The following is a 25,709-nucleotide window of genomic DNA, read 5'->3' as shown; positions in this document are numbered from 1 at the left end:
ATATTTCGGTTTCTAATTTTTTATTGGTGTAGAGGGTAGTGATTTATTTGGTGGAGAAAAACATACGGTGGGCTGTGTGGATGGCCGTAGTAGTGGGGGGGCTTTCCTGCGAACAAAAACAACACAGCCAGATCCAGAAACCCAAAGACCGCCTGGCCGAATGCCTGGGCAGCCCGCTTACCGCCGAGCAAGAGGCCAAAATTCGGAAACAGATCAACGCCGAAAGCAAAACGGCCGAGATCGAAGAAATTTTCCGCAAAAAGCGCAAAGCGGGCTTCAACGGCAACGTGCTCATTGCCCAAAAGGGCGTGGTACTTTATGAAAATGCCTTCGGCTACGCGCACCTTCGCCAAAAAGATACCCTTCGTAATCAACATGCTTTTCAGCTGGCTTCGCTTTCGAAGCCGTTCACGTCCGTAGCCATCCTCAAGCTCGTTGAAGCCGGGCAGCTTAGTCTGGAAGATTCTATCCAGCGTTTTTTCCCGGACTTCCCTTACCGTGGCATTTCCATCCAGGCACTCCTGAGCCACCGAAGCGGGCTGCCCAACTACGCCTACGCGTTTCCGGACAGCGTTCGGCACGGCCGAAAGTACCCCTCCAATCAAGCGGTGATGGAGTGGTTTGCGCGGGTCAAACCCAGCCCAAGGCCCTACGGCTACCCCAACCGCGCCTTTAACTACAGCAACACCAACTACTGCGTGCTGGCGGCCATCGTAGAGAAAGTTTCCGGGATGACTTTTGGTACTTATCTGGACAAAACCATTTTTACGCCTTTGGGCATGAAAAGTACCTTTTTGAGCACCGTGCAGAACGACTCGACTCAGCTTTTCCGGACGGTGGGCCACGAGCGCGGCTACGCCGTACCCAAAGACTACTATGACGAAGTAGTGGGCGATAAAGGGCTTTATTCAACCACCGAAGACCTCTACCGCTTTTACCGGGGCTTGACGGGGGGCTGCCTGCTGAAAAAACGTACGCTCGAAGAAGCCTACATGCCGCGGAGTTTTGAACGAAAAAGCATCAAAAACTACGGCTACGGCTTCCGGATGCACCTGGACGAGCGCCAGCAGCCGCGCTACATTTACCATACCGGCTGGTGGAAAGGCTACAACACCATCATGTGGATGAGTCCCGAAGACGACTTCGTGATTATTATCTTGAGCAACTCCTACAACCGCTCGGTATATCAGGTCAAAGACCTGCTCGATGTCCTGCACGGCCAAGCCCAGGCCGACGATGTGGAGAAAGACTTGTAATCGGGTTTGAAATCGGCCCTGAATTAAGGATATTTGCCGAGTCAATGACGAACCCGTCTCATGCTTGATCCTTCCGCTCTCCTAGCCTTGCTGCTGCTGGGGTTACCTTTGCTGGCCTTTCTGGTACTCTGGAGTGGAGGGCGACGCCTTAATTTTCTGGCCGGGCCAGCGGGAGTATTGGTGACCGCCGCCGGACTGCTCGTTTGTTTCCTTTACGCCGCCCCGGATAGCATCCATACGTTTTCCTTCGACTGGGTATCCATAGGTACCTTTCCCCTTACGCTCACGCTGCGCTTCGACGCCCTTACCTGGCTCATGCTGCTGCTGGTGCACTTTGTGGCTCTGCTGGTGCAGATCTACTCCACGGCCTACCTGAGCCACGAGCGTAGTCTATACCGGTACTTTGCTTTCCTTCAGCTCTTCGTTTTTTCCATGCTGGGCATTGTGCTGTCGGGCGGGTTGCTGCTAATGTATATTTTTTGGGAATTGGTGGGGCTTTCGTCCTACCTGCTCATTGGGTTTTGGTACCAAAGGCCCCGCGCCGTTTGGGCGGCCAAAAAAGCCTTCGTCATGAATCGCATCGGCGATGCCGCCTTTCTGACGGGCATTCTGCTGCTGCTTTATACTACCGGCTCCACGGATTTCGAGGTACTTACGCATTCTGCCGGAAGCCTGCCGCCCGGCCTGCTGACGGGCATTGGGCTGTGCCTGTTTGGTGGCTGCGTGGGCAAGTCGGCCCAGTTTCCGCTGTCGGCCTGGCTACCCGACGCCATGGAAGGCCCCACGCCCGTGTCCGCCCTCATCCACGCGGCCACCATGGTCGCCGCGGGTATTTTTCTGCTGGCCCGCATTGCTTTTTTATTCACGCCCACGGCCCAGCTGGTGGTACTTCTGGTAGGTACCTTCACCATGCTCCGTGGCGCGCTCAGCGCCTGCCGGGCCTGGGACATCAAGCGCGTGCTGGCTTTTTCTACGGTATCACAGCTGGGCCTGATGGTCCTGGCCGTGGGGGTAGGTAGCTGGCAAGTGGCCCTTTTTCACCTCACTACCCATGCTTTTTTCAAAGCAGGGCTGTTCCTCTCGGCGGGCTCGGTGATCCACGCCATGGTCCCCCTCGGCTCGTCTTCTCCCGGCTACGATCCGCAGGATATGCGCACCATGGGCGGGCTCCGGCAGGTGATGCCGCTTACGTTTGGCTGCTTTGTGGTATGCGCGGCCGCCCTGGCCGGCCTGCCCTTCTTTTCGGGTTTTTTATCCAAAGACGCCATTTTTCTGCAAGCCTTTGCCTGGGCCGCCGCGCAAGGTACCTTGGCCTACCTCATCCCGATCCTGGCCCTGGCCGCCGCGGGCCTTACGGCCTACTACATGACCCGGCAGGTCTGGCTGGTATTTATGGGTGAAAAAAGGTACCTCAAGTACCCTGAGGTTCATCCGCACGAGGCCCCCGCCCGCATGGGGGTACCTATGGCGCTGTTGGCGCTGCTTTCGCTGTTTGTATGGTTTTCTTTTAATCCGCTGGATGCCGCTTCGGGTTGGTTTATGGCGCGGCTGGCTGGCCCCGATCACCACGCGGCTTGGGTACCCTGGCTGTCGGTAGCCGTTACCCTGGCCGGGATCAGCTGGGGGTACTTTCGATTTGGTAAAGTACCTTATGATGCCCCCGTGGCCGAAGTACCCCCCGAAGGTACCTGGCCGCCCAAGAGGTACTTTTCCTGGCTGGCGGAATTTTCGGAGCAAACGCAGCAACGGGTGTTTTTCCTCGTGCCGTTCCAGCAGGTCGCCGTTTTGCTACAACGCATCGAGACCCGGCTTATCGACGCCCTGGTGAATGCCTTCGGACGCACTACCGTGGTGTTGGCCCACGTGATCAACTGGATCGACCGCCACGTCGTAGATGGGGGCGTGTGGCTGATTACGTACCTGGTGGGCCGGGCCGGGCGGCTGGTGCGCTTATTCCAGAACGGAAAAATCCAAACCTACTACCTCACTACCGTGCTGGGGCTCTTTTTACTTTTACTATGGCTATGGCTGCTGTAACTATTCCTGTACCTTCGACTTTAAACCTGCGCTTTTGTTGACATGGGCGACCATCTACTTACCTTACTGATAGTCATTCCGCTGCTGGGCGCGCTGCTGATGCTGGCCTGGCCGCACGAGCGCTCATCCGACTTCCGCCTCATTACCCTGGCTGTGATGGTACTGGAAGGGATAGTGGGGGTACTTATTTACCTTTCGTTTGATCCCGCCCTGAGCCGCTACCAGCTCACCGAAGCCGCCGACTGGATCACCCTGCCGCTGGGTACCTTGGGCACGGTGTCCATCGACTACGCCCTGGCAATAGACGGCATCAGCCTACCCCTGGTGCTGCTGGCCGTGCTGGTACTGTTGGTAGGGGCCATCAGCTCCTGGACCATCGCGCAGCGGCCCAGAGCGTACTTTTCGCTGTATTTACTCCTGAGCGGGAGTATCGTCGGCTGTTTTCTGGCGCAGGATTTCTTCCTGTTCTACCTCTTCTTCGAGTTCATGCTGCTGCCCATGTACTTCCTCATCGGGTTGTGGGGTGGCCCGCGGCGCGAGTACGCTGCCATCAAGTTTTTTGTCTACACGTTTTTCGGCTCGCTACTCATCCTGATTGTGATGATCGGGCTGTACCTCTCGGTGATGGACCCCCTGGAAACCGCCCGCATGATCGGCCTGCTCGAGCCAGGGGTACCTGGCTCCATGGACGCGATCCGACAGGTGCAGCAGTGGCTGGTCAATGAGCAGATCGCCCCGGAGCAGATCGTACGTACCTTCCGGTTTGAATACCTCGCCGACCCCGCCAACTACCTGCCAGGTACCTTGCTCAGCCCCGATTCCACGCTCACCCTGGCGGGGGTACCTTTCCGCCTGCTGGCCTTCTGGCTGCTGTTTGTGGGCTTCGCCGTGAAGCTACCCGTGGTGCCGGTACATACCTGGCTGCCCGACGCCCACGTGGAAGCACCCACGCCCGTATCGGTGGTACTGGCGGGGATTTTGCTAAAAGTAGGCGGCTACGGCTTTATTCGAATTGTCGACGGCTTTTTTCCGGCTGAGGCGCTGCATAGCTCGGTGCCGCTGGCGGTGCTGGGCATGATCTCCATCGTGTACGGGGGGTTCAACGCGCTGGCCCAGTCCGACCTCAAAAAGATGATTGCTTTTTCGTCGGTATCGCACATGGGCTTTGTGCTGCTGGGCATCGCCTCCTTTACGGCGGAGGGGATCAACGGGGCCCTGTACCAAATGGTAAGCCACGGGCTCCTTTCGGCCATGCTGTTCCTGCTGGCGGGGGTACTTTCCGACCGCACCCATAACCGCACCATCGAGCACTACCGGGGGCTCATCGGCCCCATGCCGCGCTACGCGGTGCTAACGGGCGTAGCCTTCTTTGCTTCGCTGGGGTTGCCGGGCTTTTCGGGCTTTGTGGGGGAGCTGTTTACGCTCATGGGCGCGTTCCGCGCCGAGTACCTGCCCGTGTGGGTACCGGCGCTTTCTACGCTGGGCATTGTACTCGCTGCCGCCTACTTTCTCTGGACGTTTCAGCGGATGTTCCTGGGTACTTTCTGGTACGCGCAGCCGCAGGACACCCCTCTGCTCCGGGATCTTTCCGCCCGCGAGCTTGGACTCCTGGTACCTCTAGCGCTGCTGACGCTCCTGCTGGGTTTGCTGCCCGGCCTACTTTTTGACCTCACTGGCCCAACGGTACAGGCCTGGCTGAGCGGGCTTCGGTAGGTACCCAAGTACCTGGCGGCTTTATATGGCCAATGGCTAAACCCACCCTCAGGGTACTTTAGAATGTGCTTTGCGTTATAAATAACGAATCCGGCCGGGCTTGCGCCCGGCCGGATCTGCTTTTATCCTTATTTGGAATAAGAATTAAGGCATCATGGGAGACTGCGAAACTACCGCGGAATTGTTATTACCAATCTGGCTCAAATTGAACGTATGGCCGTTACCCGTTTGGGTAATGTCTGCCAGGTTGTTAGTACCATTTTGAATCGCCAAACCATCAATTACACCTTTAACCGTGTTATTATTACCGGTTTGATTCAGGCGAGTCACGTTGCCATCTCCGCCCAATTGCGATAGATTGATTACGTTTCCGAAACCATTCTGGATTGCGGGATCACTATTGGTGGCTCCTACAAAGAAATTCCCGTTACTAGCTTGGGAAATGTTCGCGTAGTTGGCACCGGTTTGGCTAAGACGGCTGGTATTACCATTACCCGCTTGCGAAATAAACGCTTCATTGTCACCAAATAAACCCGCAGTTTGCGTAAGTACTGAGGTGTTACTGTTACCGCCCTGAGTTATGCTGGCGTAGTTATCACCACCTAAGCTAGCCGTTTGGGAAGCAGTAGAAGTATTGCCATTTCCAATTTGACTAACATACAAATCGTTGTCACCTGACGTGCTAGCCGCTTGAGTAGCAGTAGAAGTATTACCATCACCTTCCTGGCTAATTTCGGCGTAGTTATCTCCCAGGGTAGAGGCAGTTTGGTTCAAAGTAGAACCATTACCATTGCCACCTTGGAGGATCTCGGCCTCGTTATCACCACCCGAGCTAGCACCTTGCGTAGACGTTGAATTATTACTGCTCCCTTCCTGGTCAACCAAAAGGTAGTTACTGCCCGCACCTGAGGCCGTCTGCGTAGCGGTAGAAGTATTGCCATTTCCTTCCTGAAAGATCTCAGCACCATTGGTACCTAGCGTACTGGCGGACTGACCAATCGTAGAGGAATTTCCATCACCTTCCTGATCCGTTAAAGCTGTGTTCTCTCCTCCGGCTCCCGATTGGGTCGTTGAAGCTGTGTTACCATCACCCGACTGGTAAGTAAACGACCCGTTTAGGGCTGAGCCTGATTGGATGGTAGTGGCATTATTTCCATCACCTTCCTGATCCGTTATCGCATTGTTGGCCAGAACTGAACCACTTTGAGTAGTAGTAGACGTATTTCCATCACCCGACTGATCGGTCTGTGCGTTGTTGGTTACGGCACCGGATTGGGTAGTCGTTTCGGTGTTGCCATTTCCTGACTGCACGGTGTTGGCGTTGTTGTTACCTGCTAAACCGGCCGTTTGGCTGATGGTAGAGGTGTTGTCATTACCTGATTGCAGCACGTCCGCGTCGTTATCGCCCGAAGCAGCACCTCCTTGACCTACCGTTGAAATATTACTGCTTCCCGTTTGCGTTACGTCGGCATCGTTTCGGGTTTCGGCAATAACTACTCCAAATACAGTCGTCCGGTTTCCACCTTGATTGATGGTAGCAGTATTAGAATTACCACCAATTTGCTGGATGGTAGCATCATTCACACCATTTACGGCCTGGTTAATGATTCCAGTATTGGAATTACCCTGCTGGGTGGTACTGGCGTCATCATTACTACCTTGTTGGGTAGTAGTAGCGATGTTTGAGGTACCAGTTTGGGTAACGGCACCGTCGTTGTTGTTAGCGTTGGCCGAACCAGGGCCTTTTTGAAGTACAGTAGCCGTGTTGGTAAGTCCCGTTTGAGTGATAGGGGCAGTGTTGCCATTGCCTTTCTGGTCAACGGTAGCGGTGTTACTTTGGGCAAAGAGGTAGGTACCTGCCAAAAGCATTGATACGGTTAATACGATTTTTTTCATTTGGTAAAAAGAATTTGTGTGTAATAAAAAATTTTAGGTAAAGTACTTGGTGAACTTTCCAGGGTAGTAAAGTGTAAGAAAGCGTCAGCCCAGTACCTACCCTGTGATTTACTTAGTCGTACTTTCTAAAAGAATCTCCCTGCCGCATCCCGTTTTTTTTATCTAATACTGAATAAATTTTCCATAATGCTTACTTTAAAAGTACCTAGCCTTTGCGTCATCGCTAAAAGCCGGTTTGTTCACGCTCGTCTTCACTCCTTTTGGTGCGTTTTTTTTCTCTACGACCAGTCGCCGAGGATGCAACCCGCTTTTCGTTTAACGCCGTTCTTTTTTTACATTTAGGCACTGAACAAAACCCACCTCTATGCCCGAAGCTTCTACTCCCACTCGTTTACTTTCGCTGGATACCCTTCGGGGATTTGATATGTTCTGGATCACGGGCGGCGAGGATATCCTGCACGTACTGGCCAAGGCCACCGGCTGGGGCGGGGCGGTTTTCCTGGCCGAGCAGTTTACGCACGTGCGCTGGGACGGCTTTCGCGCCTACGACCTCATCTTCCCGCTTTTTCTTTTTCTGGCGGGCGTCTCTACGCCTTTTTCGCTGGGGGCTCGCCTGGAGAGGGGTACTTCGCGCCGGGAGCTACTGCCCAAAGTAGTGAGGCGGGGGCTGGTGCTGGTGGCGCTGGGTATTCTGTACAACAACGGCCTCTTCCACACGGCCTGGGAAAACATGCGCTACCCCAGTGTGCTGGGGCGCATTGGTCTGGCGGGTATGTTTGCGCAGATCATCTACCTCTACGCCAGCCGGAGGGGGCAGTGGGTGTGGTTTGGGGGAATCTTGGTGGGGTACTGGCTCCTCATGACCCTGGTACCCGTGCCGGGTTGCGGAGCGGGCCTGCTCACCATGGAGTGCAACCCGGCCAGCTACCTGGACCGCCTCCTGCTGCCCGGACGGCTACACAAAGGCATTCACGATCCGGAGGGGGTACTTTCCACGCTGCCGGCCATCGCTACGGGCCTGATGGGTACCTTTGCCGGAAATGTGCTCCGAACCAACGAGCAGGCCTTATCCAAACGCCACAAAGCCCTGTACCTGGTGGCGGCTGGCGTTGTGGCCTTGCTCAGTGCGCAGCTGTGGAACTTCGTCTTTCCGATCAACAAGCAGCTTTGGACGAGCTCGTTTACGCTCTTTGCCGGAGGCTGGAGCCTGCTGCTGCTGGCTTTATTCTATGGGATCATAGACATACTGCGCTGGCACCACTGGACGTTCTTCTTCCTGGTGATCGGCACCAACTCCATCGTCATTTATCTGGTGGGGAAGTTTATTGATTTTGAATATACCGCCGAGGCTATTTTTGGCGGACTGCTGGGTTTTCTGGCCGAACCCGCCCGCGCGGTGGGTGCCGTTGTCATCTACGTGTTGGTTCAGTGGAGCTTTATGTATTTACTTTACCGCAACAAACTTTTCCTACGGATCTGAGGTAGCCTATGTCCATTCTTGTTTCGCAACTAACCAAGCAGTACGGTACCCAAAAAGCCGTAGACACCATTAGCTTCGAGCTACGGCCGGGGGAGATCGTGGGTTTTCTGGGGCCCAATGGGGCCGGGAAGTCCACCACCATGAAAATACTGACGGGGTACCTGCACCCGACGGCGGGCAGCGCCCAGGTAAACGGCTACGACCTGGCCCGTGAGTCGAAGCAGGCTCGGCGTACGGTGGGGTACCTGCCGGAGCATAACCCGCTGTACCTGGACATGTACGTGCGCGAATTTTTGTTTTTTACGGGCGAGCTCTACGGCTTAAGGGGTACTTTGCTAAAAGCGCGCGTGGAAGAAATGATCCAGCTCTGCGGACTGGAAGTAGAAAAGCGCAAAAAGATCGGGCAGCTTTCGAAGGGCTACCGGCAGCGGGTAGGCCTGGCCCAGGCGCTCCTGCACGACCCGGCCGTACTTATCCTCGACGAACCTACCACGGGCCTGGACCCCAACCAGCTGCTGGAAATCCGGACGCTGATCCGAACGGCCGGCCAAAACAAGACCATCCTGTTCTCGACGCACATCATGCAGGAGGTAGAAGCCCTCTGCGACCGCGTGATCGTGATCAACCGCGGGCAAATCGTAGCCGATAGCCCCCTAAGTACCCTCCGCCAGCGGGGCGAGTCCCTGGAGGAAGTATTTAAGGTACTTACGGTGTAGCGGCAAGGTACCTTATATATACCAAGAGGAGTGGCTTGCCGCGTATCGGACAAGCCACTCCTCTTTCCTACTATAGCTATATATAAAAACCGTTAAATCAACCCGGTGCTCTCTTCTAACGTCCTATGTCTTCGGTGTACCGGCGGGGATCGTAGCCTTTGGCAAACAGCGGGTACTGGTCAAAGATGCGCCGTACTACGTTGCGGTAGTAGTTGTTGGGGTTGTTCTCCTGCCCCAGAATCCCCGACGCGTACCCGCGCCATACTACCTGATCCGAATCGGCGTCGATGAGGGACACAATGAGGGTACCTTTGTCCAGGGAGTACTTGATGGGTTCGTAGCGGAAACCCTCGTTTTCGGTATCTACCCAGTTCTTGATCACCGGCTGCATGTAGCCCTGGTACCGAAGGTTGTCGTAAAAAATTCCGTAATTGACCAAAAGTGTGGGTTTATCGGCCGTGAGCTTGTAGCCACGGGCCTGCATTTGCCGACGAATCGCCTCGTATATTTCGGTACAAAGGTTGTTGGTATCGCGTTCACACTCCAGGAAGGTATAAGTGGAGTAGTTCTTGAAGTTAGTTTCGTAGCTGTAATCGTGTTCGACAAATACCTTTCGACCAAACGAACATCCCGCCAGAATTAAGGCGAAAAAAGCAGCACATCCTATCGTAGCAGACTTTACCATACGCTTTTGTAGATTTTTTACGGTTCAAACACGAAATATAAAGTATTAATCAGTAATAATCAATAGCTTACCTCCTAAATTCTCAAGCTCATACTCTAGCCAATATAATATAGAATGGCCTGGCGCATCTCCGCCGCACTGGCTGCTATATCGTAGGCACAGCTACCGGCTTGGTCTAATAAAGAAAATCGTACCACGTTTGCCCGGTTTTTTTTGTCTTGTCGGGTCAGCGCCACAATATTACCTACGTCGGAGTCCGTGATTCGGATGCGTCCGTAGGTAGAAAAAATAAACTCCTCAACGGATTCAAGTGTTTGGCGGTCAATCATTTTTTTTCTAAAAGCCAGATAACTTTCCATGACCATTCCCACCGCAATGGCTTCTCCGTGTAATAATCGTTCCCTGGGTGGTTTGCTCAGAAAGTGCGTCTCCACGGCGTGGCCCAGGGTATGGCCAAAATTTAATATTTTTCTAAGCCCTTTCTCCGTCGGGTCCTGCTCTACTACCTTTTTCTTGATGCTGACCGAATGAGCAATCAGGTCGGGCCAATCTTGCTCCTGAAAATCCCGAGCCCGAATGTGTTGCCATTTATTTACATCGGCAATCAGGCAGTGTTTCACAATTTCGGCAAAGCCCGAACGTACCTCCCGCTCGGGTAGGGTTTGGAGAAATACCGGGTCAATAAGTACCCGCTGGGGCTGGGTGAATACGCCCAGGTGATTCTTAAAGCCGTGGAAATCAATCCCCAGCTTCCCGCCCACGCTGGCATCTACCTGAGCAAGCAGGGTAGTAGGTACCTGGATGAAATCAATACCCCGCTTGTAGACGGCCGCACAAAAACCACCCATATCCCCGATCACCCCGCCACCGATGTTAACCACCAGCGCGTGGCGATCCAGCTCGGCACGGGTCATGGCCTGCCAGATGGTCTCGCAGGTACTTAGCGTTTTGTGGGTTTCGCCACTAGGTACTTTAACGAGCTGGTGCTTGCCCAGCCAGGGCTTCACCAGCGGGTAGCAGTGGCGGCTCGTGTGGGTATCGGCAATGGCCAGTACTTTAGAATAGGAGCTTTGAGCCAGAAAAGCCGGTAGGCTTTCGGCAATGGGGGCAATTTGGACGGAATGATGCATAGGAAACGAGAAGGACAAAAAATACGCAGTAAGGAATTCAAAGATACGACGGCCCCCAGGAATTTGTCCCTACCATCCCGACGACTCCATCTATTTTTTGTCTATTTTCGTATTTTTTTTAGTACAATTGCCTTTGCTTTCAAAAACCAGCGAGCGCTTACACGTTTGGAAACACCAGCTCATAGGCCGATCAGTGTTATTATTCCTACCTATAACGAGGAAGCGAATATTGGGCATCTAGTAGCCCAGCTGCGGCACTATGGCCAAAACTACTTGGCAGAAATCATTGTCGTAGACACGCCTGGCCAGGACAATACCGCCGCCGTGGCCCGACAAGCCGGGGCCAGGGTACTGATTTCGGACCGGCCGGGGCGGGCCTACCAAATGAACGCCGGAGCCGCCGTGGCCACCGGCGAGGTACTTTACTTTGTACACGCCGACGTGCACATCCACCCGGACTACGTAGCGGATATTCAGCAGGCGCTGGACGAAGGCTATTCGCTGGGCTGCTACCGGTCTCAGTTTGATAAGCCCAGTGCCGCCCTGCGATTCAACGCCTACTGTACCCGTTTCGACCGGATCTGGTGCCGCGGGGGCGATCAGACGCTTTTCATACCGAAAGCCCTCTTTTGGTCGTTAGGTGGCTACCGGGAAGATCATCTCGTGATGGAAGACTACGAGTTCATCCTGCGCGCCCGGCGTCAGTATGCGTTCAAAATTATTCCCAAAGCCGTCGTTATTTCTACCCGAAAGTACCTTCACAACAGCTACCTGCGCGTAAACCTGGCCAACGCGGTAGTCATGAGCATGTACTTTTTGGGGTACTCGCAGCAGAAATTAATCCGAACGTACAAGTACCTTATCCAGGTAGAAAAATACGGGCTATCGCTGGAAAAACGTCCCGCCAGCCCGCCCCTGGTAAACCATACTCCCTAACTCTTTTTATTACTTTCAATTCCCCCCTCATGAGCAGCAGTCCGCTTATTTCCGGTATTCAACAAGTAGGCATTGGTGTCACCGATGTCCCCAAAGCCTGGCAGTGGTACCGTCGGGTACTAGGCTTTGACGTCCCCGTTTTTGATGATCGCTCCGAAGCCCGCCTGATGGTCAACTACACCGGCGGAAACGTACAAAGCAGGCACGCCGTGATGGCCCTCAACATGGCCGGCGGCGGCGGACTGGAGATCTGGCAGTTCACCGACCGCACGCCGCAGCCCTGCGCGTTTCAGGCCGAGCCGGGCGATCTCGGCATTTTTGCCATTCGTTTCAAAGCCCCCGATGCCCGCCGCGCCTACGACTGGGTCAAAACCCAGCCCCAGGCCAACGTGGGTACTTTCGCCAAACTACCCGAGGGCGATGGTTTCTGGGGGAAAGACCCGGACGGCAACGTGTTTCAGGTAGCCGGTGATTCGTCCTGGTTTCAGCAAAACGACCAGCCTACGGGGGGCGTAGCGGGCGTGGTAGTGGGCGTGTCGGACGTGGACGCTTCGCTCCGCTTTTACCAGCATTTATTAAATCCCTGCGAGGTAGTTTATGACCAGACCGGTACCTTCGCTGACCTGCCCACTTCCACCCCCGGCCAGCGCTTTCGCAGGGTACTTTTACGCAAAACCGTAACGCGCCACGGGGCGTTCAGCCAGCTCCTGGGCAACGTCCAGATCGAGCTCATCCAGGCCCTGGACCGCGAGCCGCGGCGGCTTTTTGCCGACCGCTACTGGGGCGACTGTGGGTACATCCACGTGTGTTTTGACGCCCTGGACATGAAAGCCCTCAAAACTCGCATGGGAGACAAAGGGTACCCCTTCACGGTCGATAGCGAGGAGTCGTTCGGGATGGAGTCGGCGGCGGGGCGCTTTGCGTACGTAGAAGATCCGGATGGCACGCTCATTGAGCTGGTAGAAACCCACAAACTACCCATTCTGAAAAAAATAGGTTGGTACCTGGACCTGCAAAAAAGAAAACACCAGAAGCCACTCCCCAACTGGATGCTCCGGATGATGAGCCTCAGCCGCGTCCGCGACTAGCCGTCCGCAACTAGCCGTCCGCGGCCCGGCCTGCGAGGCCCGACCTGCGGATTTGTATAAAGTATTGCTCTTTAAATGCAGCCGGTACCTTGGTGAAGGTACCGGAGCCCAGGCTAGCGGAAGCGGTTGCCCAGGTAGGCCAGCAGAGGTACCCCCACAAATACCAAAGTACCCCAGGGCCAGCCCGCCAAAGTACCTACCAGCAGTGAGAGAAGTACCACCAGTAGCGGGTACAGGTACACCAGCAGGCCAAAAAGTACCGAGTCGTAGAAGACGGTACCGGCGGTGCGGCGGGCTACCCATTGGCTGAGGGCGCGGTAGAGCGGCCGGTGCAGGGCGCGGCCCAAAGTACCTAGGGGCCGCGCCAGGGCCGGTGTAGGCGGTACCGGGCACACCTGCAAGTACTGCTGCAAGTGCTGCTGCTGCTCGCCGGGAGTAGCCTGGGCAGGTACTTCCAGGATCGTAGCGCGCATGCGTGCCGTGAGTAGCTCATTGAATTCCCGCAGCCATTTCTCGTAGTCGGCGGGAGCCGTAGCGATGTCGGCAGCCCGGATGGGCTCCCCAAACTTAACTACCACCCGCTTGCCCGTGCCCCGGTAGTGCTCGTAGGTAAGCCCCGTCGGGATCACAGCCAGCTCCGCCAGCCCTTCCTCCCCAAACCAAGCCTGGTGCGCCATGCGGGCAGTACCTTTGCCCAGCGGCCGCAGCCGCCATTCGTTCACACACACTCCTTCCGAAAAAACCAGCACGATTTCCTCCTGGCGCAATACCCGCAGGCTGCGTAAAATGGTATCGTCTATTTTTTTTAGGTTGTGGCGTCCCTCCGAGCCCCGGAATACGGGAATCAGATTGATCTGGCGCAGCCAAAAAGCTACTTTGGGGTTACGAAACACATCGCCCCGCGTGAAGGTATGAATGGGCTGAGATACGATGGCCCCCACCACCAGGGCGTCAAAAAAGGAACCGGAGTGGTTGGAGGCCAGTAGCACCGGGCCGTGCGTAGGGACGATCTGTTTATTAAACACGCAGAGTCGCCGCAGAAAGATCGGCAAGGCCAGCCGGATGAGGAACCGAGAAAAGTAGTAAACCAAGGGAATAACGTTTATTTTTAGAGAAGCGTGATCAAAATAAATGCTTTCTGACGTAGGTTTAAAGCATAAGTATTCATTTATTTATTGGCAAACTATTCTTTAACTTCCAATGACTCCCCCGGTATGAAGACCTACTACAACCCCGAAGACCTGAAAAAATTTGGCAACATTGGTGAATTTCAACCCAGCCTGGCCGAAAAGTTCTTTGCCTACTACGGCGAAGTATTTGCCGAAGGGGCCCTCACCGCCCGCGAGAAATCCCTCATTGCCCTGGCCGTGGCCCACACCGTGCAGTGCCCCTACTGCATCGATGCCTACTCGGTAGACACCCTCGAAAAAGGCTGCTCAGAACAGGAAATGATGGAGGCCATCCACGTGGCGGCGGCCATCCGGGGCGGCTCCTCACTGGTGCACGGCGTGCAAATGATGAATAAGGTCAAGGAGTTGTCGATGTAAAAAAGTACCCCCGCGCATTAAACCAACGATATCACTATGAAAAGCCTACACGCCACCCAGCACGCCCTGGCCGATCCGCTGACGCAACTGGACCGCCTCGAAGCGGGCCTGCGCGACCAGCTGGGTCTTCCGTTGTTTCAGCAGCGGCTGGCTGAAGCGGGGCTTTTTCCGCTTCGGCCTACCCAGATGGAGATCTTTCAGATCAACCTGGGTAAAATGTGCAACCAGACCTGCGCACACTGCCACGTAGACGCGGGCCCGGACCGCAAAGAGATCATGACACGCGACACCATGCAGCTCTGCCTGGACGCCCTGGCCACTTCGGACGTACCCACCGTGGACCTGACGGGCGGCGCGCCCGAAATGAACCCGCACTTCCGGTGGTTTGTGGAGGAGTGCCATAAATTAGGAAAGCACGTGATGGTGCGCTGCAACCTTACCATCATTGTAGCCAACCCTAAGTACCACGACCTGCCCGCATTTTACCGCGACCACGGCGTGGAGATCGTCAGCTCGCTGCCCTTTTATAACGCCGACAAAACCGACCGCCAGCGGGGAAAGGGTGTTTTTAAAGAATCCGTCCGGGCGCTGCAAATGCTGAACGCCGTGGGCTACGGGAAAGAAGGCAGCGGGCTGCTGCTCAACCTGGTATATAACCCCGCCGGGGCTTTTTTGCCCGGTCCGCAGGAAGGGCTCAAGCGGCAGTTTAAACGGGTACTTTGGAGCGAATTTGGCATTGTGTTCAACGATTTGTACGCCATTACCAACATGCCCATCAGCCGCTACCTCGACTATCTCTTTACGTCGGGCAACTTTAATGGGTACCTGGAAAAGCTCGTCAATGCCTTCAATCCGGCGGCGGCTCAGGGTGTTATGTGCCGCAACACGCTGTCGGTGAGCTGGGACGGGTACCTCTACGACTGCGACTTCAACCAAATGCTGGAACTACCCGTAGCCCCTACCGCTCCCCGGCACATCAGGGACTTTGATGACTCGGCGCTCCAGCAGCGCGACATCGTGCTGCACCAGCACTGCTATGGCTGTACGGCCGGCGCGGGTTCGAGCTGCGGGGGTACTACCACCTGAAGCAACTAATTATCAATTTTTTAGGTTAATGGCTTGTAGGGTACCTTGTCTTGGGGGCCCTATTTTTTTTGGTACCTGAGCATGCGTAAATTTGTACAAATCTCTGCTTTTATAGGAAAGTCAATTGAATACCCATGGGTTTAGCGAGCAAGTACATAAAAAGCTTATTTTTAGTGGGTACCCTGGCGGGGCTGGCCTCCTGCGAGCGCCGGGTAGAACTACCCGAAGAAGTAGCCCTGGCCATGAAAGAGGTACCTGATCAGGTCGATTACAGCTACCACGTCAAGCCGATCCTGTCCGACCGCTGCTTTGCCTGCCACGGCCCCGACCAGAACAAGCAGAAGGCGGGCCTGCGCCTGGACGTAGCCGAAGCCGCGCTGGACAAAAAATGCGAAAGCGGTCGCAAGGCCATTGTACCGGGCAATTCCAAGAACAGTGAGGTCGTTTACCGCATCCTCTCGGGCGACCCGGAGCTCATGATGCCTACGCCCGACTCGCACCTGTCGTTATCACCCCAGGAAAAAGCCACGCTTATCCGCTGGATTGAGCAAGGAGCCGAGTACAAACCGCACTGGTCGTTTACTAAAGTCGAAAAACCGCAGGTACCTGCCGTAAAAAATACCACGTGGGTACGCAATGACATCGACCGTTTTATTCTTAAAAAGCTGGAAGACCAGAAAATAACGCCCGCCCCGGAAGCCGATAAAACTACCCTGCTCCGGCGGGTGTCGCTGGACCTCACCGGCCTGCCACCCACGCCCGCCGAAGTGGATGCCTACCTGAAGGATACCAGTCCTAGCGCCTACGAGAAAGCCGTGGACCGGCTGCTGGCCTCACCGCAGTACGGCGAGCACATGGCCGTACCCTGGCTGGACATAGCCCGCTACGCCGATACCCACGGCTACCAGGACGACGGCCCGCGCTCGGCCTGGCCCTACCGCGACTGGGTCATTAAAGCCTATAATCAAAACCTACCCTACGACCAATTCGTAACCTGGCAGCTGGCCGGCGACCTGCTGCCTAAGCCCAGCCGGGACCAGCTACTCGCTACGGCCTTCAACCGGATGCACCAGCAAAGCCAGGAGGGGGGTATCGTGCCCGAAGAGTACCGCACCGAGTACGTGGCCGACCGCGTAGGTACCTTTGGCAAAGCGTTCCTGGGCCTGACCGTGGAGTGCGCCCGCTGCCACGACCATAAGTACGACCCCGTGAGCCAGAAGGACTTTTTCTCGCTCTACGCTTTCTTTAATAATAACAACGAAAACGGGCAGATCCCCTACAACGGCGAGGCCAGCCCCAGCATCACCATTCCCACGCCCGAAGCCGAAGCCCGGCTACAATTTATCCGAACCAGCCTGAGTACCGAAAAACGGAAACTTACTCCCGCCCAACCTACCTACCAACAGCGCTTTGAGCAATGGCTGCGCCAGGCTGAGCAGGCCCCCGAAGCCACCATAGTACCCGCGCAGCAGGATTTGCTCGGCCACTTTACTTTTGATGAACCCGCGGGGCAGCATTTTCAAAACCTGGCTAATCCCGAGCACAAAGCCCGCGCCGAGGGGGACTCGTTGACGTCGAGCAAAGCGTCGCGTCCGGGGCGCTTTGGAAAAGCCCGGTACATTTACGGAGAAAACGCGATCAACTTTCAGAATGATTTTGCCTTCTTCGAACGAAACCAGCCGTTTAGCGTAAGCGTGTGGCTGAACCTGCACGACCCCGCCGTCAGTGGCTCCCTGATCCATAAATCCAATGGCGTATTTAACGGCTACCGGGGCTGGAACGTGTTTCGGTTGGCCGACGGCCGCCTGCGGTTCATGATTAGCCACATCTGGCCCGAAGACGCCATCGAACTGCAAACCCTGGACAAATTTCCCCTCAACCAATGGACGCACCTGGCCTTCACCTACGACGGCCTCAGCAAAGCCCGGGGCGTGAAGCTGTACGTCAACGGCAAGCCCGTGCGGGTGTCGATCCATAACGACAACCTGACTCAAAGCCTGCTGTACGGAAAAAACAAATCCAACTGGGGTACTTCCAACCTGATGATTGGGCGGCTGGCCGACCAGTACACCAAAAACTTTGAGGTAGATGAGCTGAAAATATACACGCGCGCGCTGACGTCGCTGGAAATGCTCGGCCTTTTTACCCAGCGCAACGAGCTACTCCTCGCGCTTAAAACGCCAACGGCGCGGCGCACGCCCGTCCAGCGACAGGCACTGCTCGACTACTACCTCCAGCATTTTGACGAAGCGTATAAAAAAAGCCAGGCCGAAAGCCTGAAGTGGATCGGAGAAGAAACCGACCTGCTCAACCACCAGATCGATGTGATGGTGATGAAGGAGCGTAAGTACCCCCGCAAGACCTTCATTCTGGAAAGGGGTACCTACGATGCGCCCGGCCGTGAGGTCTCGGCCGACACCCCCGATCAGCTTTTTAAAATACCCAAAGAATACCCCCGCAACCGCCTGGGACTGGCGCGCTGGCTGCTGCACGAAGACCACCCGCTCTTTGCGCGCGTCACCGTCAACCGCTTTTGGCAGCAGTACTTTGGGCAGGGGCTGGCGCGCGCCAGCGATGATTTTGGCAACCAGGGCGACCTACCCACACACCCCGAGCTGCTCGATTGGCTGGCGTATGAGTTTCGGGCCATGAAGTGGGACGTCAAGGCCTTCCAGAAAATGATCGTGCTGTCAGCTACCTACCGGCAGTCGTCGCGTACGGACCCGACGCTCCGCGAGCTTGATCCCGAGAACCTCCTCTACGCCCGCGGCCCCAGCTACCGGCTCAGCGCCGAGCAAATACGGGACAATGCGCTGGCCGCCAGCGGACTGTTGGTCAAAGAAATTGGGGGACCGAGCGTGCATCCCTACCAGCCCGCCGGGCTCTGGGAGGCGCTGGCTACGCGCAACTCCGTAACCTACCCCCAGCAGCACGGCGACAGCCTGTACCGGCGCAGCTTGTATACCATCTGGAAGCGTAGCTCCCCACCGCCGATGATGCTCAACTTCGACGCCGCCGAGCGGCATTTCTGCGTGGTGAAACGCCAAAAAACCAGTACGCCGCTCCAGGCGCTCGTCACGTTGAATGATCCGCAGTTTGTGGAAGCCTCGCGAATACTCGCCGAACGAATGTTGCTAAACGGGAAAACGCCCGAGGAGCGGATCACCTACGCCTACAAGGCCCTGACGAGCCGTCCGCCCCGCCCCACGGAAATAGCGTTGCTGAAAGAACTCTATAGCGAAGAGTACCGGGACTTTGCCCGCAACACGGCCCGCGCCCGGCAGCTCCTGCAAACGGGCGAGTACCCCGCCGATAAGCGGCTGAACCCCGTGGAGTTGGCGGCTACGACCATCGTGGCCAGTACCATCATGAATTTCGACGAATTCGTTATTAAAAGATAAATCTATGAGCTTCTACCGAGAACTCGAAAACCACGTCCACGAGCAGCTAAGCCGGCGCAACTTTCTTTCCCGCACCAGCTTAGGCTTGGGTGCGGCCGCTATGTCCTCGCTGCTGAGCGCCGACCACAGCTTTGCCACCAAAGCCACGCCCTCCCCGGAAAGCCTGCCACTGGGCAATCCGCACTTTGCGCCCAAAGCCAAGCGGGTGATCTACCTGTTTCAGAGCGGAGCTCCCTCGCAGCTTGAGCTCTTTGATTACAAACCCAAGCTCGAAAAAATGTGGGGGCAGGATTTGCCGGAGTCCATTCGGCAGGGCCAGCGCCTCACCGGCATGACTGCCGGGCAGAGTAGCTTTCCGCTGGCGGCCTCTAAGTACTCCTTTGCCCAGCACGGGCCGGGCCGGATGTGGATCAGCGAGCTATTGCCGCACATCGCCTCCATCGCCGACGAAGCGACCTTTATCCGCTCCATGCATACCGAGGCCATCAACCACGACCCCGCCGTGACCTTCTTCCAGACGGGCAGCCAGCAGGGCGGGCGGCCCTCGTGGGGCTCGTGGGTGAGTTACGGCCTGGGCTCCGACAACCAGAACATGCCCGCCTTTGTGGTACTTCTTTCCAAAGGGCGCAACGGCGACCAGCCGCTGTACGCCAAGCTCTGGAGCAACGGTTTCCTGCCCTCGCTGCACCAGGGCGTAGTGTTCCGGTCGGGGCCCGACCCGGTTTTTTACCTCAACAATCCGGAAGGAATTGATAAAACCAGCCGCCGACGAATGCTCGACTACCTGGCCAAGCTTCACCAGGAGCAGTTTGAGAAAATCCTGGACCCCGAGATCAACTACCGCGTGTCGCAGTACGAAATGGCCTACCGGATGCAAACCGCCGTGCCCGAAACGCTGGATCTGTCCAAGGAGCCCGACTATATCTTCGATATGTACGGCGAAGAGGCCCGCATACCGGGTACCTACGCCGCCAACTGCCTGCTGGCGCGTAAGCTCATTGAAAAAGACGTGAAGTTTGTACAGCTCTACCACCAGGGCTGGGACCAGCACGGTAACCTACCCAAGGACATCAAAATCATGACCAAGAGCGTAGACCAGGCCTCGGCGGCCCTCATTCTGGACCTCAAACAACGCGGCCTGCTGGACGATACGCTGGTGGTGTGGGGAGGAGAGTTTGGGCGGGGCTCCTACTCACAGGGAAAGCTCAGCAAAGACAACTACGGCCGGGACCACCACCCGCGCAGCTTTACCATCTGGATGGCGGGAGCGGGCGTTAAGAAGGGATTCGTCTACGGTGAAACCGACGACTTTGGCTACAACGTAATCAAAGATCCGGTACACGTGCATGACTTCCAGGCTACGGTGATGCACCTGCTCGGCGTCGACCACGAGCGGCTCATCTTCAAGCACCAAGGTCGCCGCTACCGCCTCACCGACGTGCACGGTAGCGTAGTCAAGCCCATCATTGCCTAGGTAGGTACGTTTTTTTAGAAAAGTACTGGTTTATCCTAAATAAACTACCCGGCATGGACAAAGTATTTTTCGATAGCGGCTCTAGTCTCTTACGAATTTTAATCGTTGGGGTACTTGCCTACGTAGCGCTGGTTCTGATGGTCCGCATTTCGGGGAAGCGTACCCTGGCCCAGATGAGTGCCTTCGACTTCCTGATTACCGTTGCGCTGGGTTCTACGTTGTCGTCGATCATCACGGCCAAGGATGTTTCCCTGGCCGACGGGGTACTGGCGCTGGGGCTGCTCATTCTGTTGCAATTCATCGTAGCCAAGCTCACCATCCGCTCTGATCAAGTTCGTAAACTGGTGCAATCAAAGCCTCGCCTGCTTTTTCTGCACGGGGAGTTCATGACCCAGGCCATGGAAGAGGAGCGCGTAACCGAACCCGAACTCCACGCTGCCATCCGGCGGCAGGGGTTGGAGTCGCCCGACCAGGTAGATGCCATCGTGATGGAAAGTACCGGCGAGTTCACCGTACTGTACCAACGCCACGCCGCCAACGCCGCCATCGAGGTACTTAAGTACGTCAATAAGTAGCTCGACTAACTGACGAAAGCCTGTAAAAAGGAAACGGCAGCTACTCCTCAATAATCTTCTTTCGGTGTTCACTCCCCCAATCAGAAAGATTTTTGATGACAGCCTGTAATTTTTGTCCATAGTCCGTCAGCTCATAGTAGACGGTTACGGGCTGCGTATCCATGACTGTTCTTGTTATAAGTTTATTCATCTCCATCTCTTTCAATTCTTTACTCAACATTTTATTGGATATTCCTTTTACATCACTCAAAATATCCGAAAACCTTCGCTGTTGATGGTAGCATAAAACGGCGATGATGGATATCGTCCATTTTCCATTGAGCACATCCATGGCGTCATGTACGGCTCTGATGTGTTGTTTACACGCGTGATTGTCTAGCATATGTTACTTGGTTACTCAAAGGTTACTGTTACTTTTCTATACTTAGTAACAAAAATAAACAAAGCCATTCTAACTTTGCAGAGAAATCAATTAAATATAACATCATGGCTTTAATAGACAACCTCAAGTGGCGCTACGCTACCAAGAAAATGAACGGACAGCCTGTTCCGAAAGAGAAATTGGATTACATCCTGGAAGCGGCCCGGTTTGCGCCGTCCTCATCAGGGCTACAGCCTTACCGCCTTTTTGTCATCAGTAATAGAAGCTTGCTTGAAAAAATCAGAGCAATTTCATTTAATCAAAGTCAAATTACCGACTGCTCCCATCTGCTGGTCTGGGCCGCGTGGGATCGCTATTCGTACGAAAGAATTAGTGATGTTTTGCTAAAAACTTCGCAGGAACGGGGCTTGCCCGATGACACCGCTGACGAGTACAAAAACATGCTCTGGGGATTGTATGAACCCCTAGACCAGGAATGGCATAGAAATCATAGTGCCCGACAAGCCTATATATCCTTTGGACTAGCTATAGCAGCCGCCGCCGAACAAAAAGTGGACGCTACACCCATGGAGGGGTTTGACTCCGCCCAACTGGACGAATTACTCGGACTGGGCCCATTGGGATTAAAAAGTACCATTATACTACCGCTTGGCTACCGCGATGAGCAAGGTGACTGGCTGGTCAACCTTAAAAAAGTACGGACGCCCAAAGAAGAATTTATTACCGAGCTGGTATAGGCGATTCCACCACCCAGCCTACCAAAGGTATTGCCGCCGGGAATCAAGGTACTTTATCCTGTTTTCATCTACTTCCTGTATTTTTAGGGAAAATCCGCGGATCAAACGACCTCCCGGCGGCGCTACCAACCAGCTACTACCCCAATTTTTGGCTGCCCGTTGGCGTATCCAAAAATAAAACCGGTACTTTGGCCTTCCGTAAAGTACCTTACTTCCTATGCAACTAGTAGATTATCCGGCCATCATAAAAAAAGCCTGGGCGGGTTTTGACGCTTCCAAGACCATTCAGCGCGTCGAGGACATCAGCGCAAAGGTGTCGACCAACCACGTTTTTAAGGTCACTTTCGACAACGATGACTTCATCATTGCCAAGCTATCGTACTTTGGTAAGTACGAGCACTTCAAGGAAGATCACCGTATCATACATGCCCTGGCCAACAACCTGCTGTACCCCTTCGAGAACGTCCTGGCGAAGTCGCTGATGAAGAATAACCAGGTATATACTTATCGCCATCAGGAGGGTTTTGTGGATACCTGGGTGGTTTTTTACAACCCGATCCGGACGCGCCTGCGACTGCCCAAGCGCCTCAACGAAAGCGAGATTCGGCAGTTTGGTACGCAGATGGCGCGTTTCCACAAGGCCTGCTTCCGCGCCAGCAACGCACTCCCCAAATCGTCCAAAACCCTACGCGTGGACGTGCAGCACCTGCTGGACATCCTCGACACCGAGACCGGGCAATACGAGCACCGGATGCACGTAAACTACCTGCGCGAGCAGTGCAAAACCTTCCTGAAAAATACCCAGGAACTCAACATAAGTACCTTTGATACCATGCCAGTCTTTGTGGATTGGAACATCGGCAACTTTTCGGTCAACGAAGATTTAGAGCTCTTTTCGCGCTGGGACTACGACTGGTTCCGGGTGTCGTCGCGGATCATGGACTTCTACTTTTTCAGCCGGGTAGTCTCCAACGTCGGCGACCGGACGGTATTCAGCTACTACATCGGTACTTTGATGGAAGAGCGCTTTCTTTGGTTTCTGGAAGAGTACCATAAAGTATACCCGCTCCGGGCCGAGGAGGTACTTTTTATGAAAGAAGCCTACCGGTTTTTTATCCTGAACTACGTCATCAAGTACGGGAGGTACTTTTTCCACCGTACCTACGCTACCAAGCTCCAGCGCGAGGCCTACGAGATTTATTTTCCTTCCATCGAAGCGCAATTTGACGCCGACCGCATCCTGAACGCCCTGCACCTCTAAAGTACCTCTTACCCCCTTCTCCTATGCAGCTCGATTGTTTCAAAACCCTTGTTGATCAGTATAAAGTTATTTTCTTCGATGCCTTTGGGGTACTTAAAACCCACAACAGCCTCATTCCGGGCATTGAAAATACCTTTGCCTACCTGCGCGAAACGGGTAAGGATTTTTACGTCCTGACCAACGACGCCTCCCGCAGCCCGGAGCAGCTGGCGGAGTCGTACGTGCGCCTGGGGATTCACGACGTCGTGCCCAGCTGTATCATTTCGTCGGGGATGCTGGCCCGCGAGTACCTCGACCTCAAAGTACCCCACGGCACGGTAGCTTACCTGGGCACGGCCAACTCGGCCCACTACCTCGAAACGCCCACCCTGAAAACGCTGCCCATCAGCCAGCTGGACCTCAATGCCATCTCGGAAGTGAACGCGCTGGTGTTTATGGACGACGAAGGCTTTGACTGGAACACCGACCTCACCAAAACCGTGAACCTGCTTCGCAAGCGCAACATTCCGGTGATTGTGGCCAATACTGACAAGACCTACCCCGTTTCGCAGCACCAGATCGCCATTGCCATCGGGGCCGTGGCCAAGATGGTGGAAGACATCGTGGGCAAGCAGTTTATCCGCTTCGGCAAGCCCGACGCCCAGATGTTCATCTTTGCTTACGAGCACATCAAAAACTACCCCACCATCAGCAAGCGCGACATTCTGATGGTAGGCGACACGCTCCACACCGACATCCTGGGGGGCAATAAGTTTGGCCTGGACACGGCCCTGGTACTTACGGGCAACACCCAGCCCGAAGACGCCGAGATGAAGATTCGCAGCACGGGCATTATTCCTACCTACATCTGCGAGTCGGCGGTGGTGCAGTAGGTAGCTTGGGTACTTATCTACCTGGGGGGCAAACTGGCCTGGGTTTCCTCTGACTTTTTTGGACCTAAACCGGTAAAAAGTACCCCGTGTACCCTTCTAGAGATGAGTGTACCTACTTAATCTTCTCCCGCATGAAGGCAACGCATTTTGGCCAAGTACTTTTTATCCTTTTACTCACCCATTGGAGCGCCTGGGCCTACGACCACCCCGGTGGCATGCACACCCAGGCACAGATTACGTTGGTAAAAAAACACATAAGTACCAAAACCCAACCCTACTACGACGCCTACCTGCAGCTACTGGCCCACGCCGACTCGGCCCTGACGCACCCTACCCACGCCCTGGCCGACTTCAAAGTACCGGGCTTCTACGTGGACGCCGAGGGCCACCGCCGCAACTCGCGCAGCTTGCAGTCCGACGCCTTCGATGCCTACGCCTGCGCGCTGGCCTGGCAGCTCTCCGGCCATAATAAGTACGGCCAAAAAGCCCTGGATATACTCAACACCTGGGCCACCACCAACACCACCTACTCCGAAGCCGACGGCTCGCTGGTGATGGCCTACTCGGGTACCGCGATGGTTATAGCCGGTGACCTGCTGTACCACTACCCGGCCTGGAAGGCGCAGGAGCGCGAAAAGTACCTGGGCTGGGTGCGGAACGTGTACCGCAAAGCCTGCGACGAAATCCGGGGCCGCAAAAACAACTGGGCCGACTGGGGACGGCTGGGCTCTGCCCTCTGCGCGCAGCTCCTCGACGACCCCGCCCAACTAGCCGAAAACAGCCGCCTGGTGAAGAGTGATTTATTTCACAAAATAGCCGAAGACGGCCACATGCCCGAAGAAACCCGCCGCGGCAGCAACGGCATTTGGTACACCTACTTTTCTCTGGCACCCATTACGGCCACTTGCCAGGTACTTTACAACAGCACCGGCGAGAACCTGTTCCGGCTGGAAGAAAAGGGCGTCTCCATGAAGAAAGCCCTCGACTACCTCTACCACTACAACCTGCACCCCGAGGCGTGGAGCTGGTTCAAAGACCCACGGCCCGGCTCGCCCGGCAACTGGCCCGGCAACCTCTTTGAAGCAATGGGCGTCATCTACGGCGAGGAAAAGTACCGCGCCTACGCCCAGCCCGCCCGCCCCGTCTGCATCGACAAGCACCACTTTGCCTGGTCGTTTCCCACGCTGATGCCACCGACGGTGTCCATGAAGTAAGGTACTTCCCCAGCTACCTGCGGCCGCTTGTGGCCCCCCAGGGTACTTTGGGCTACGAAAGTACCCTGATGGCAGGGGTACTTGAATACCGCGTTGTTTCCGAAGTACCTTACGCCAGGTACCTGCTTTCGTTCCCGAACCGTCGCTGCCGAAGGGTACCTGGCGGATAGGTACTTTCATCTATGGATCAGGGCTAGCCGCTCTTGCATAAGTCCACCTTTCC

The 25,709-nt window shown here is 55.3% G+C and carries 22 protein-coding genes; 17 read left to right on the top strand and 5 right to left on the bottom strand.

Annotated elements, in window-relative coordinates:
- Window positions 1-50: 50 nt before the first annotated feature.
- From HNQ92_RS02275 to HNQ92_RS02265, 3 genes are read left to right on the top strand one after another with little or no spacing between them, the layout of a single operon-like run.
- Window positions 51-1,256 (top strand): serine hydrolase domain-containing protein, encoded by a 1,206-nt coding sequence (locus HNQ92_RS02275; protein WP_343062890.1) that lies wholly within the window; start codon window positions 51-53, stop codon window positions 1,254-1,256.
- 60 nt (window positions 1,257-1,316) lie between these two features.
- Complete coding sequence (gene nuoL / locus HNQ92_RS02270; RefSeq protein WP_184170287.1) at window positions 1,317-3,293, top strand: NADH-quinone oxidoreductase subunit L; 1,977 nt, start codon at window positions 1,317-1,319, stop codon at window positions 3,291-3,293.
- A 42-nt stretch (window positions 3,294-3,335) separates the two neighbouring features.
- The gene (locus HNQ92_RS02265; protein WP_184170284.1) at window positions 3,336-5,006 is read left to right on the top strand and encodes a complex I subunit 4 family protein; all 1,671 of its coding nucleotides are present in this window, start codon (window positions 3,336-3,338) and stop codon (window positions 5,004-5,006) included.
- Window positions 5,007-5,150: 144 nt separating this feature from the next.
- Here HNQ92_RS02265 and HNQ92_RS02260 read toward each other — a convergent pair whose 3' ends face one another.
- Window positions 5,151-6,902, bottom strand: coding sequence for a beta strand repeat-containing protein (locus HNQ92_RS02260; protein ID WP_184170281.1), 1,752 nt, complete (start codon window positions 6,900-6,902; stop codon window positions 5,151-5,153).
- A gap of 364 nt (window positions 6,903-7,266) precedes the next feature.
- On the opposite strand from HNQ92_RS02260, the gene HNQ92_RS02255 reads away from it, so the two are divergent.
- Window positions 7,267-8,382 (top strand): acyltransferase family protein, encoded by a 1,116-nt coding sequence (locus tag HNQ92_RS02255; RefSeq protein ID WP_184170277.1) that lies wholly within the window; start codon window positions 7,267-7,269, stop codon window positions 8,380-8,382.
- Window positions 8,383-8,390: 8 nt separating this feature from the next.
- Window positions 8,391-9,098 (top strand): ATP-binding cassette domain-containing protein, encoded by a 708-nt coding sequence (locus tag HNQ92_RS02250; RefSeq protein ID WP_184170274.1) that lies wholly within the window; start codon window positions 8,391-8,393, stop codon window positions 9,096-9,098.
- 115 nt (window positions 9,099-9,213) lie between these two features.
- Here the strand turns inward: HNQ92_RS02250 and HNQ92_RS02245 are convergent, their stop codons facing one another.
- On the bottom strand, window positions 9,214-9,783 hold the full coding sequence (locus HNQ92_RS02245) for a DUF4136 domain-containing protein (RefSeq protein WP_184170271.1): 570 nt from the start codon (window positions 9,781-9,783) through the stop codon (window positions 9,214-9,216).
- Window positions 9,784-9,878: 95 nt separating this feature from the next.
- Window positions 9,879-10,913: a 3-dehydroquinate synthase gene (gene aroB, locus HNQ92_RS02240; protein ID WP_184170269.1), complete on the bottom strand. Its 1,035-nt coding sequence runs from the start codon at window positions 10,911-10,913 to the stop codon at window positions 9,879-9,881.
- A gap of 165 nt (window positions 10,914-11,078) precedes the next feature.
- Here aroB and HNQ92_RS02235 point away from each other — a divergent pair, with 165 nt between their 5' ends.
- Window positions 11,079-11,849 (top strand): TIGR04283 family arsenosugar biosynthesis glycosyltransferase, encoded by a 771-nt coding sequence (locus HNQ92_RS02235; protein ID WP_246439494.1) that lies wholly within the window; start codon window positions 11,079-11,081, stop codon window positions 11,847-11,849.
- Between the two features lie 29 nt (window positions 11,850-11,878).
- Window positions 11,879-12,937, top strand: coding sequence for a VOC family protein (locus HNQ92_RS02230; protein ID WP_184170266.1), 1,059 nt, complete (start codon window positions 11,879-11,881; stop codon window positions 12,935-12,937).
- 113 nt (window positions 12,938-13,050) lie between these two features.
- Here HNQ92_RS02230 and HNQ92_RS02225 read toward each other — a convergent pair whose 3' ends face one another.
- Entirely contained in the window at window positions 13,051-14,028 is a 978-nt protein-coding gene (locus HNQ92_RS02225; protein ID WP_184170263.1) for a 1-acyl-sn-glycerol-3-phosphate acyltransferase, read from the bottom strand.
- Between the two features lie 123 nt (window positions 14,029-14,151).
- On the opposite strand from HNQ92_RS02225, the gene HNQ92_RS02220 reads away from it, so the two are divergent.
- The 5 genes from HNQ92_RS02220 to HNQ92_RS02200 all read left to right on the top strand — a co-directional run bounded on the left by HNQ92_RS02220 (window position 14,152) and on the right by HNQ92_RS02200 (window position 21,020).
- Window positions 14,152-14,484 carry an arsenosugar biosynthesis-associated peroxidase-like protein gene (locus tag HNQ92_RS02220; RefSeq protein ID WP_184170260.1) on the top strand — a complete coding sequence of 111 codons (333 nt, stop codon included), beginning with the start codon at window positions 14,152-14,154 and terminating at the stop codon, window positions 14,482-14,484.
- A gap of 36 nt (window positions 14,485-14,520) precedes the next feature.
- Window positions 14,521-15,570: an arsenosugar biosynthesis radical SAM (seleno)protein ArsS gene (gene arsS / locus HNQ92_RS02215; RefSeq protein WP_184170257.1), complete on the top strand. Its 1,050-nt coding sequence runs from the start codon at window positions 14,521-14,523 to the stop codon at window positions 15,568-15,570.
- Window positions 15,571-15,704: 134 nt separating this feature from the next.
- Window positions 15,705-18,971 carry a DUF1553 domain-containing protein gene (locus HNQ92_RS02210; protein ID WP_184170254.1) on the top strand — a complete coding sequence of 1,089 codons (3,267 nt, stop codon included), beginning with the start codon at window positions 15,705-15,707 and terminating at the stop codon, window positions 18,969-18,971.
- Between the two features lie 4 nt (window positions 18,972-18,975).
- Entirely contained in the window at window positions 18,976-20,445 is a 1,470-nt protein-coding gene (locus tag HNQ92_RS02205; protein ID WP_184170251.1) for a DUF1501 domain-containing protein, read from the top strand.
- Window positions 20,446-20,498: 53 nt separating this feature from the next.
- Window positions 20,499-21,020, top strand: coding sequence for a DUF421 domain-containing protein (locus tag HNQ92_RS02200; RefSeq protein WP_184170248.1), 522 nt, complete (start codon window positions 20,499-20,501; stop codon window positions 21,018-21,020).
- Between the two features lie 40 nt (window positions 21,021-21,060).
- Here HNQ92_RS02200 and HNQ92_RS02195 read toward each other — a convergent pair whose 3' ends face one another.
- Window positions 21,061-21,402, bottom strand: coding sequence for a winged helix-turn-helix transcriptional regulator (locus HNQ92_RS02195; protein ID WP_184170245.1), 342 nt, complete (start codon window positions 21,400-21,402; stop codon window positions 21,061-21,063).
- A gap of 104 nt (window positions 21,403-21,506) precedes the next feature.
- Here HNQ92_RS02195 and HNQ92_RS02190 point away from each other — a divergent pair, with 104 nt between their 5' ends.
- The 5 genes from HNQ92_RS02190 to HNQ92_RS02170 all read left to right on the top strand — a co-directional run bounded on the left by HNQ92_RS02190 (window position 21,507) and on the right by HNQ92_RS02170 (window position 25,656).
- Window positions 21,507-22,139, top strand: a complete 633-nt coding sequence (locus HNQ92_RS02190) for a nitroreductase family protein (RefSeq protein ID WP_184170242.1) — start codon at window positions 21,507-21,509, stop codon at window positions 22,137-22,139.
- 217 nt (window positions 22,140-22,356) lie between these two features.
- Window positions 22,357-23,400, top strand: a complete 1,044-nt coding sequence (locus HNQ92_RS02185) for a hypothetical protein (protein ID WP_184170238.1) — start codon at window positions 22,357-22,359, stop codon at window positions 23,398-23,400.
- Window positions 23,401-23,423: 23 nt separating this feature from the next.
- Window positions 23,424-24,272, top strand: a complete 849-nt coding sequence (locus HNQ92_RS02180; RefSeq protein WP_184170235.1) for a TIGR01459 family HAD-type hydrolase — start codon at window positions 23,424-23,426, stop codon at window positions 24,270-24,272.
- 131 nt (window positions 24,273-24,403) lie between these two features.
- Window positions 24,404-25,486 (top strand): alginate lyase family protein, encoded by a 1,083-nt coding sequence (locus HNQ92_RS02175; protein ID WP_246439479.1) that lies wholly within the window; start codon window positions 24,404-24,406, stop codon window positions 25,484-25,486.
- Window positions 25,487-25,515: 29 nt separating this feature from the next.
- A complete protein-coding gene (locus HNQ92_RS02170) occupies window positions 25,516-25,656 on the top strand; it encodes a hypothetical protein (RefSeq protein ID WP_184170232.1) in 141 nt (46 codons plus the stop codon).
- Window positions 25,657-25,709: the final 53 nt, after the last annotated feature.

The sequence above is a fragment of the Rhabdobacter roseus genome (assembly GCF_014202275.1).
Taxonomy (GTDB): Bacteria; Bacteroidota; Bacteroidia; order Cytophagales; family Spirosomataceae; genus Rhabdobacter; species Rhabdobacter roseus.
The sequence above is the reverse complement of the archived record's forward strand: the minus strand, read 5'-3'. Positions and strand labels throughout refer to the sequence as shown.

Bases quoted from the DNA above. Each gene is read 5' to 3' on its own strand.
- HNQ92_RS02210 (WP_184170254.1), top strand. From the start codon at position 15,705: ATGGGTTTAGCGAGCAAGTACATAAAAAGCTTATTTTTAGTGGGTACC.
- HNQ92_RS02195 (WP_184170245.1), bottom strand. From the start codon at position 21,402: ATGCTAGACAATCACGCGTGTAAACAACACATCAGAGCCGTACATGAC.
- HNQ92_RS02255 (WP_184170277.1), top strand. From the start codon at position 7,267: ATGCCCGAAGCTTCTACTCCCACTCGTTTACTTTCGCTGGATACCCTT.
- HNQ92_RS02205 (WP_184170251.1), top strand. From the start codon at position 18,976: ATGAGCTTCTACCGAGAACTCGAAAACCACGTCCACGAGCAGCTAAGC.
- aroB (WP_184170269.1), bottom strand. From the start codon at position 10,913: ATGCATCATTCCGTCCAAATTGCCCCCATTGCCGAAAGCCTACCGGCT.
- HNQ92_RS02220 (WP_184170260.1), top strand. From the start codon at position 14,152: ATGAAGACCTACTACAACCCCGAAGACCTGAAAAAATTTGGCAACATT.
- HNQ92_RS02180 (WP_184170235.1), top strand. From the start codon at position 23,424: ATGCAGCTCGATTGTTTCAAAACCCTTGTTGATCAGTATAAAGTTATT.
- HNQ92_RS02200 (WP_184170248.1), top strand. From the start codon at position 20,499: ATGGACAAAGTATTTTTCGATAGCGGCTCTAGTCTCTTACGAATTTTA.
- arsS (WP_184170257.1), top strand. From the start codon at position 14,521: ATGAAAAGCCTACACGCCACCCAGCACGCCCTGGCCGATCCGCTGACG.
- HNQ92_RS02250 (WP_184170274.1), top strand. From the start codon at position 8,391: ATGTCCATTCTTGTTTCGCAACTAACCAAGCAGTACGGTACCCAAAAA.
- nuoL (WP_184170287.1), top strand. From the start codon at position 1,317: ATGCTTGATCCTTCCGCTCTCCTAGCCTTGCTGCTGCTGGGGTTACCT.
- HNQ92_RS02230 (WP_184170266.1), top strand. From the start codon at position 11,879: ATGAGCAGCAGTCCGCTTATTTCCGGTATTCAACAAGTAGGCATTGGT.
- HNQ92_RS02260 (WP_184170281.1), bottom strand. From the start codon at position 6,902: ATGAAAAAAATCGTATTAACCGTATCAATGCTTTTGGCAGGTACCTAC.
- HNQ92_RS02190 (WP_184170242.1), top strand. From the start codon at position 21,507: ATGGCTTTAATAGACAACCTCAAGTGGCGCTACGCTACCAAGAAAATG.
- HNQ92_RS02185 (WP_184170238.1), top strand. From the start codon at position 22,357: ATGCAACTAGTAGATTATCCGGCCATCATAAAAAAAGCCTGGGCGGGT.
- HNQ92_RS02175 (WP_246439479.1), top strand. From the start codon at position 24,404: ATGAAGGCAACGCATTTTGGCCAAGTACTTTTTATCCTTTTACTCACC.
- HNQ92_RS02265 (WP_184170284.1), top strand. From the start codon at position 3,336: ATGGGCGACCATCTACTTACCTTACTGATAGTCATTCCGCTGCTGGGC.
- HNQ92_RS02245 (WP_184170271.1), bottom strand. From the start codon at position 9,783: ATGGTAAAGTCTGCTACGATAGGATGTGCTGCTTTTTTCGCCTTAATT.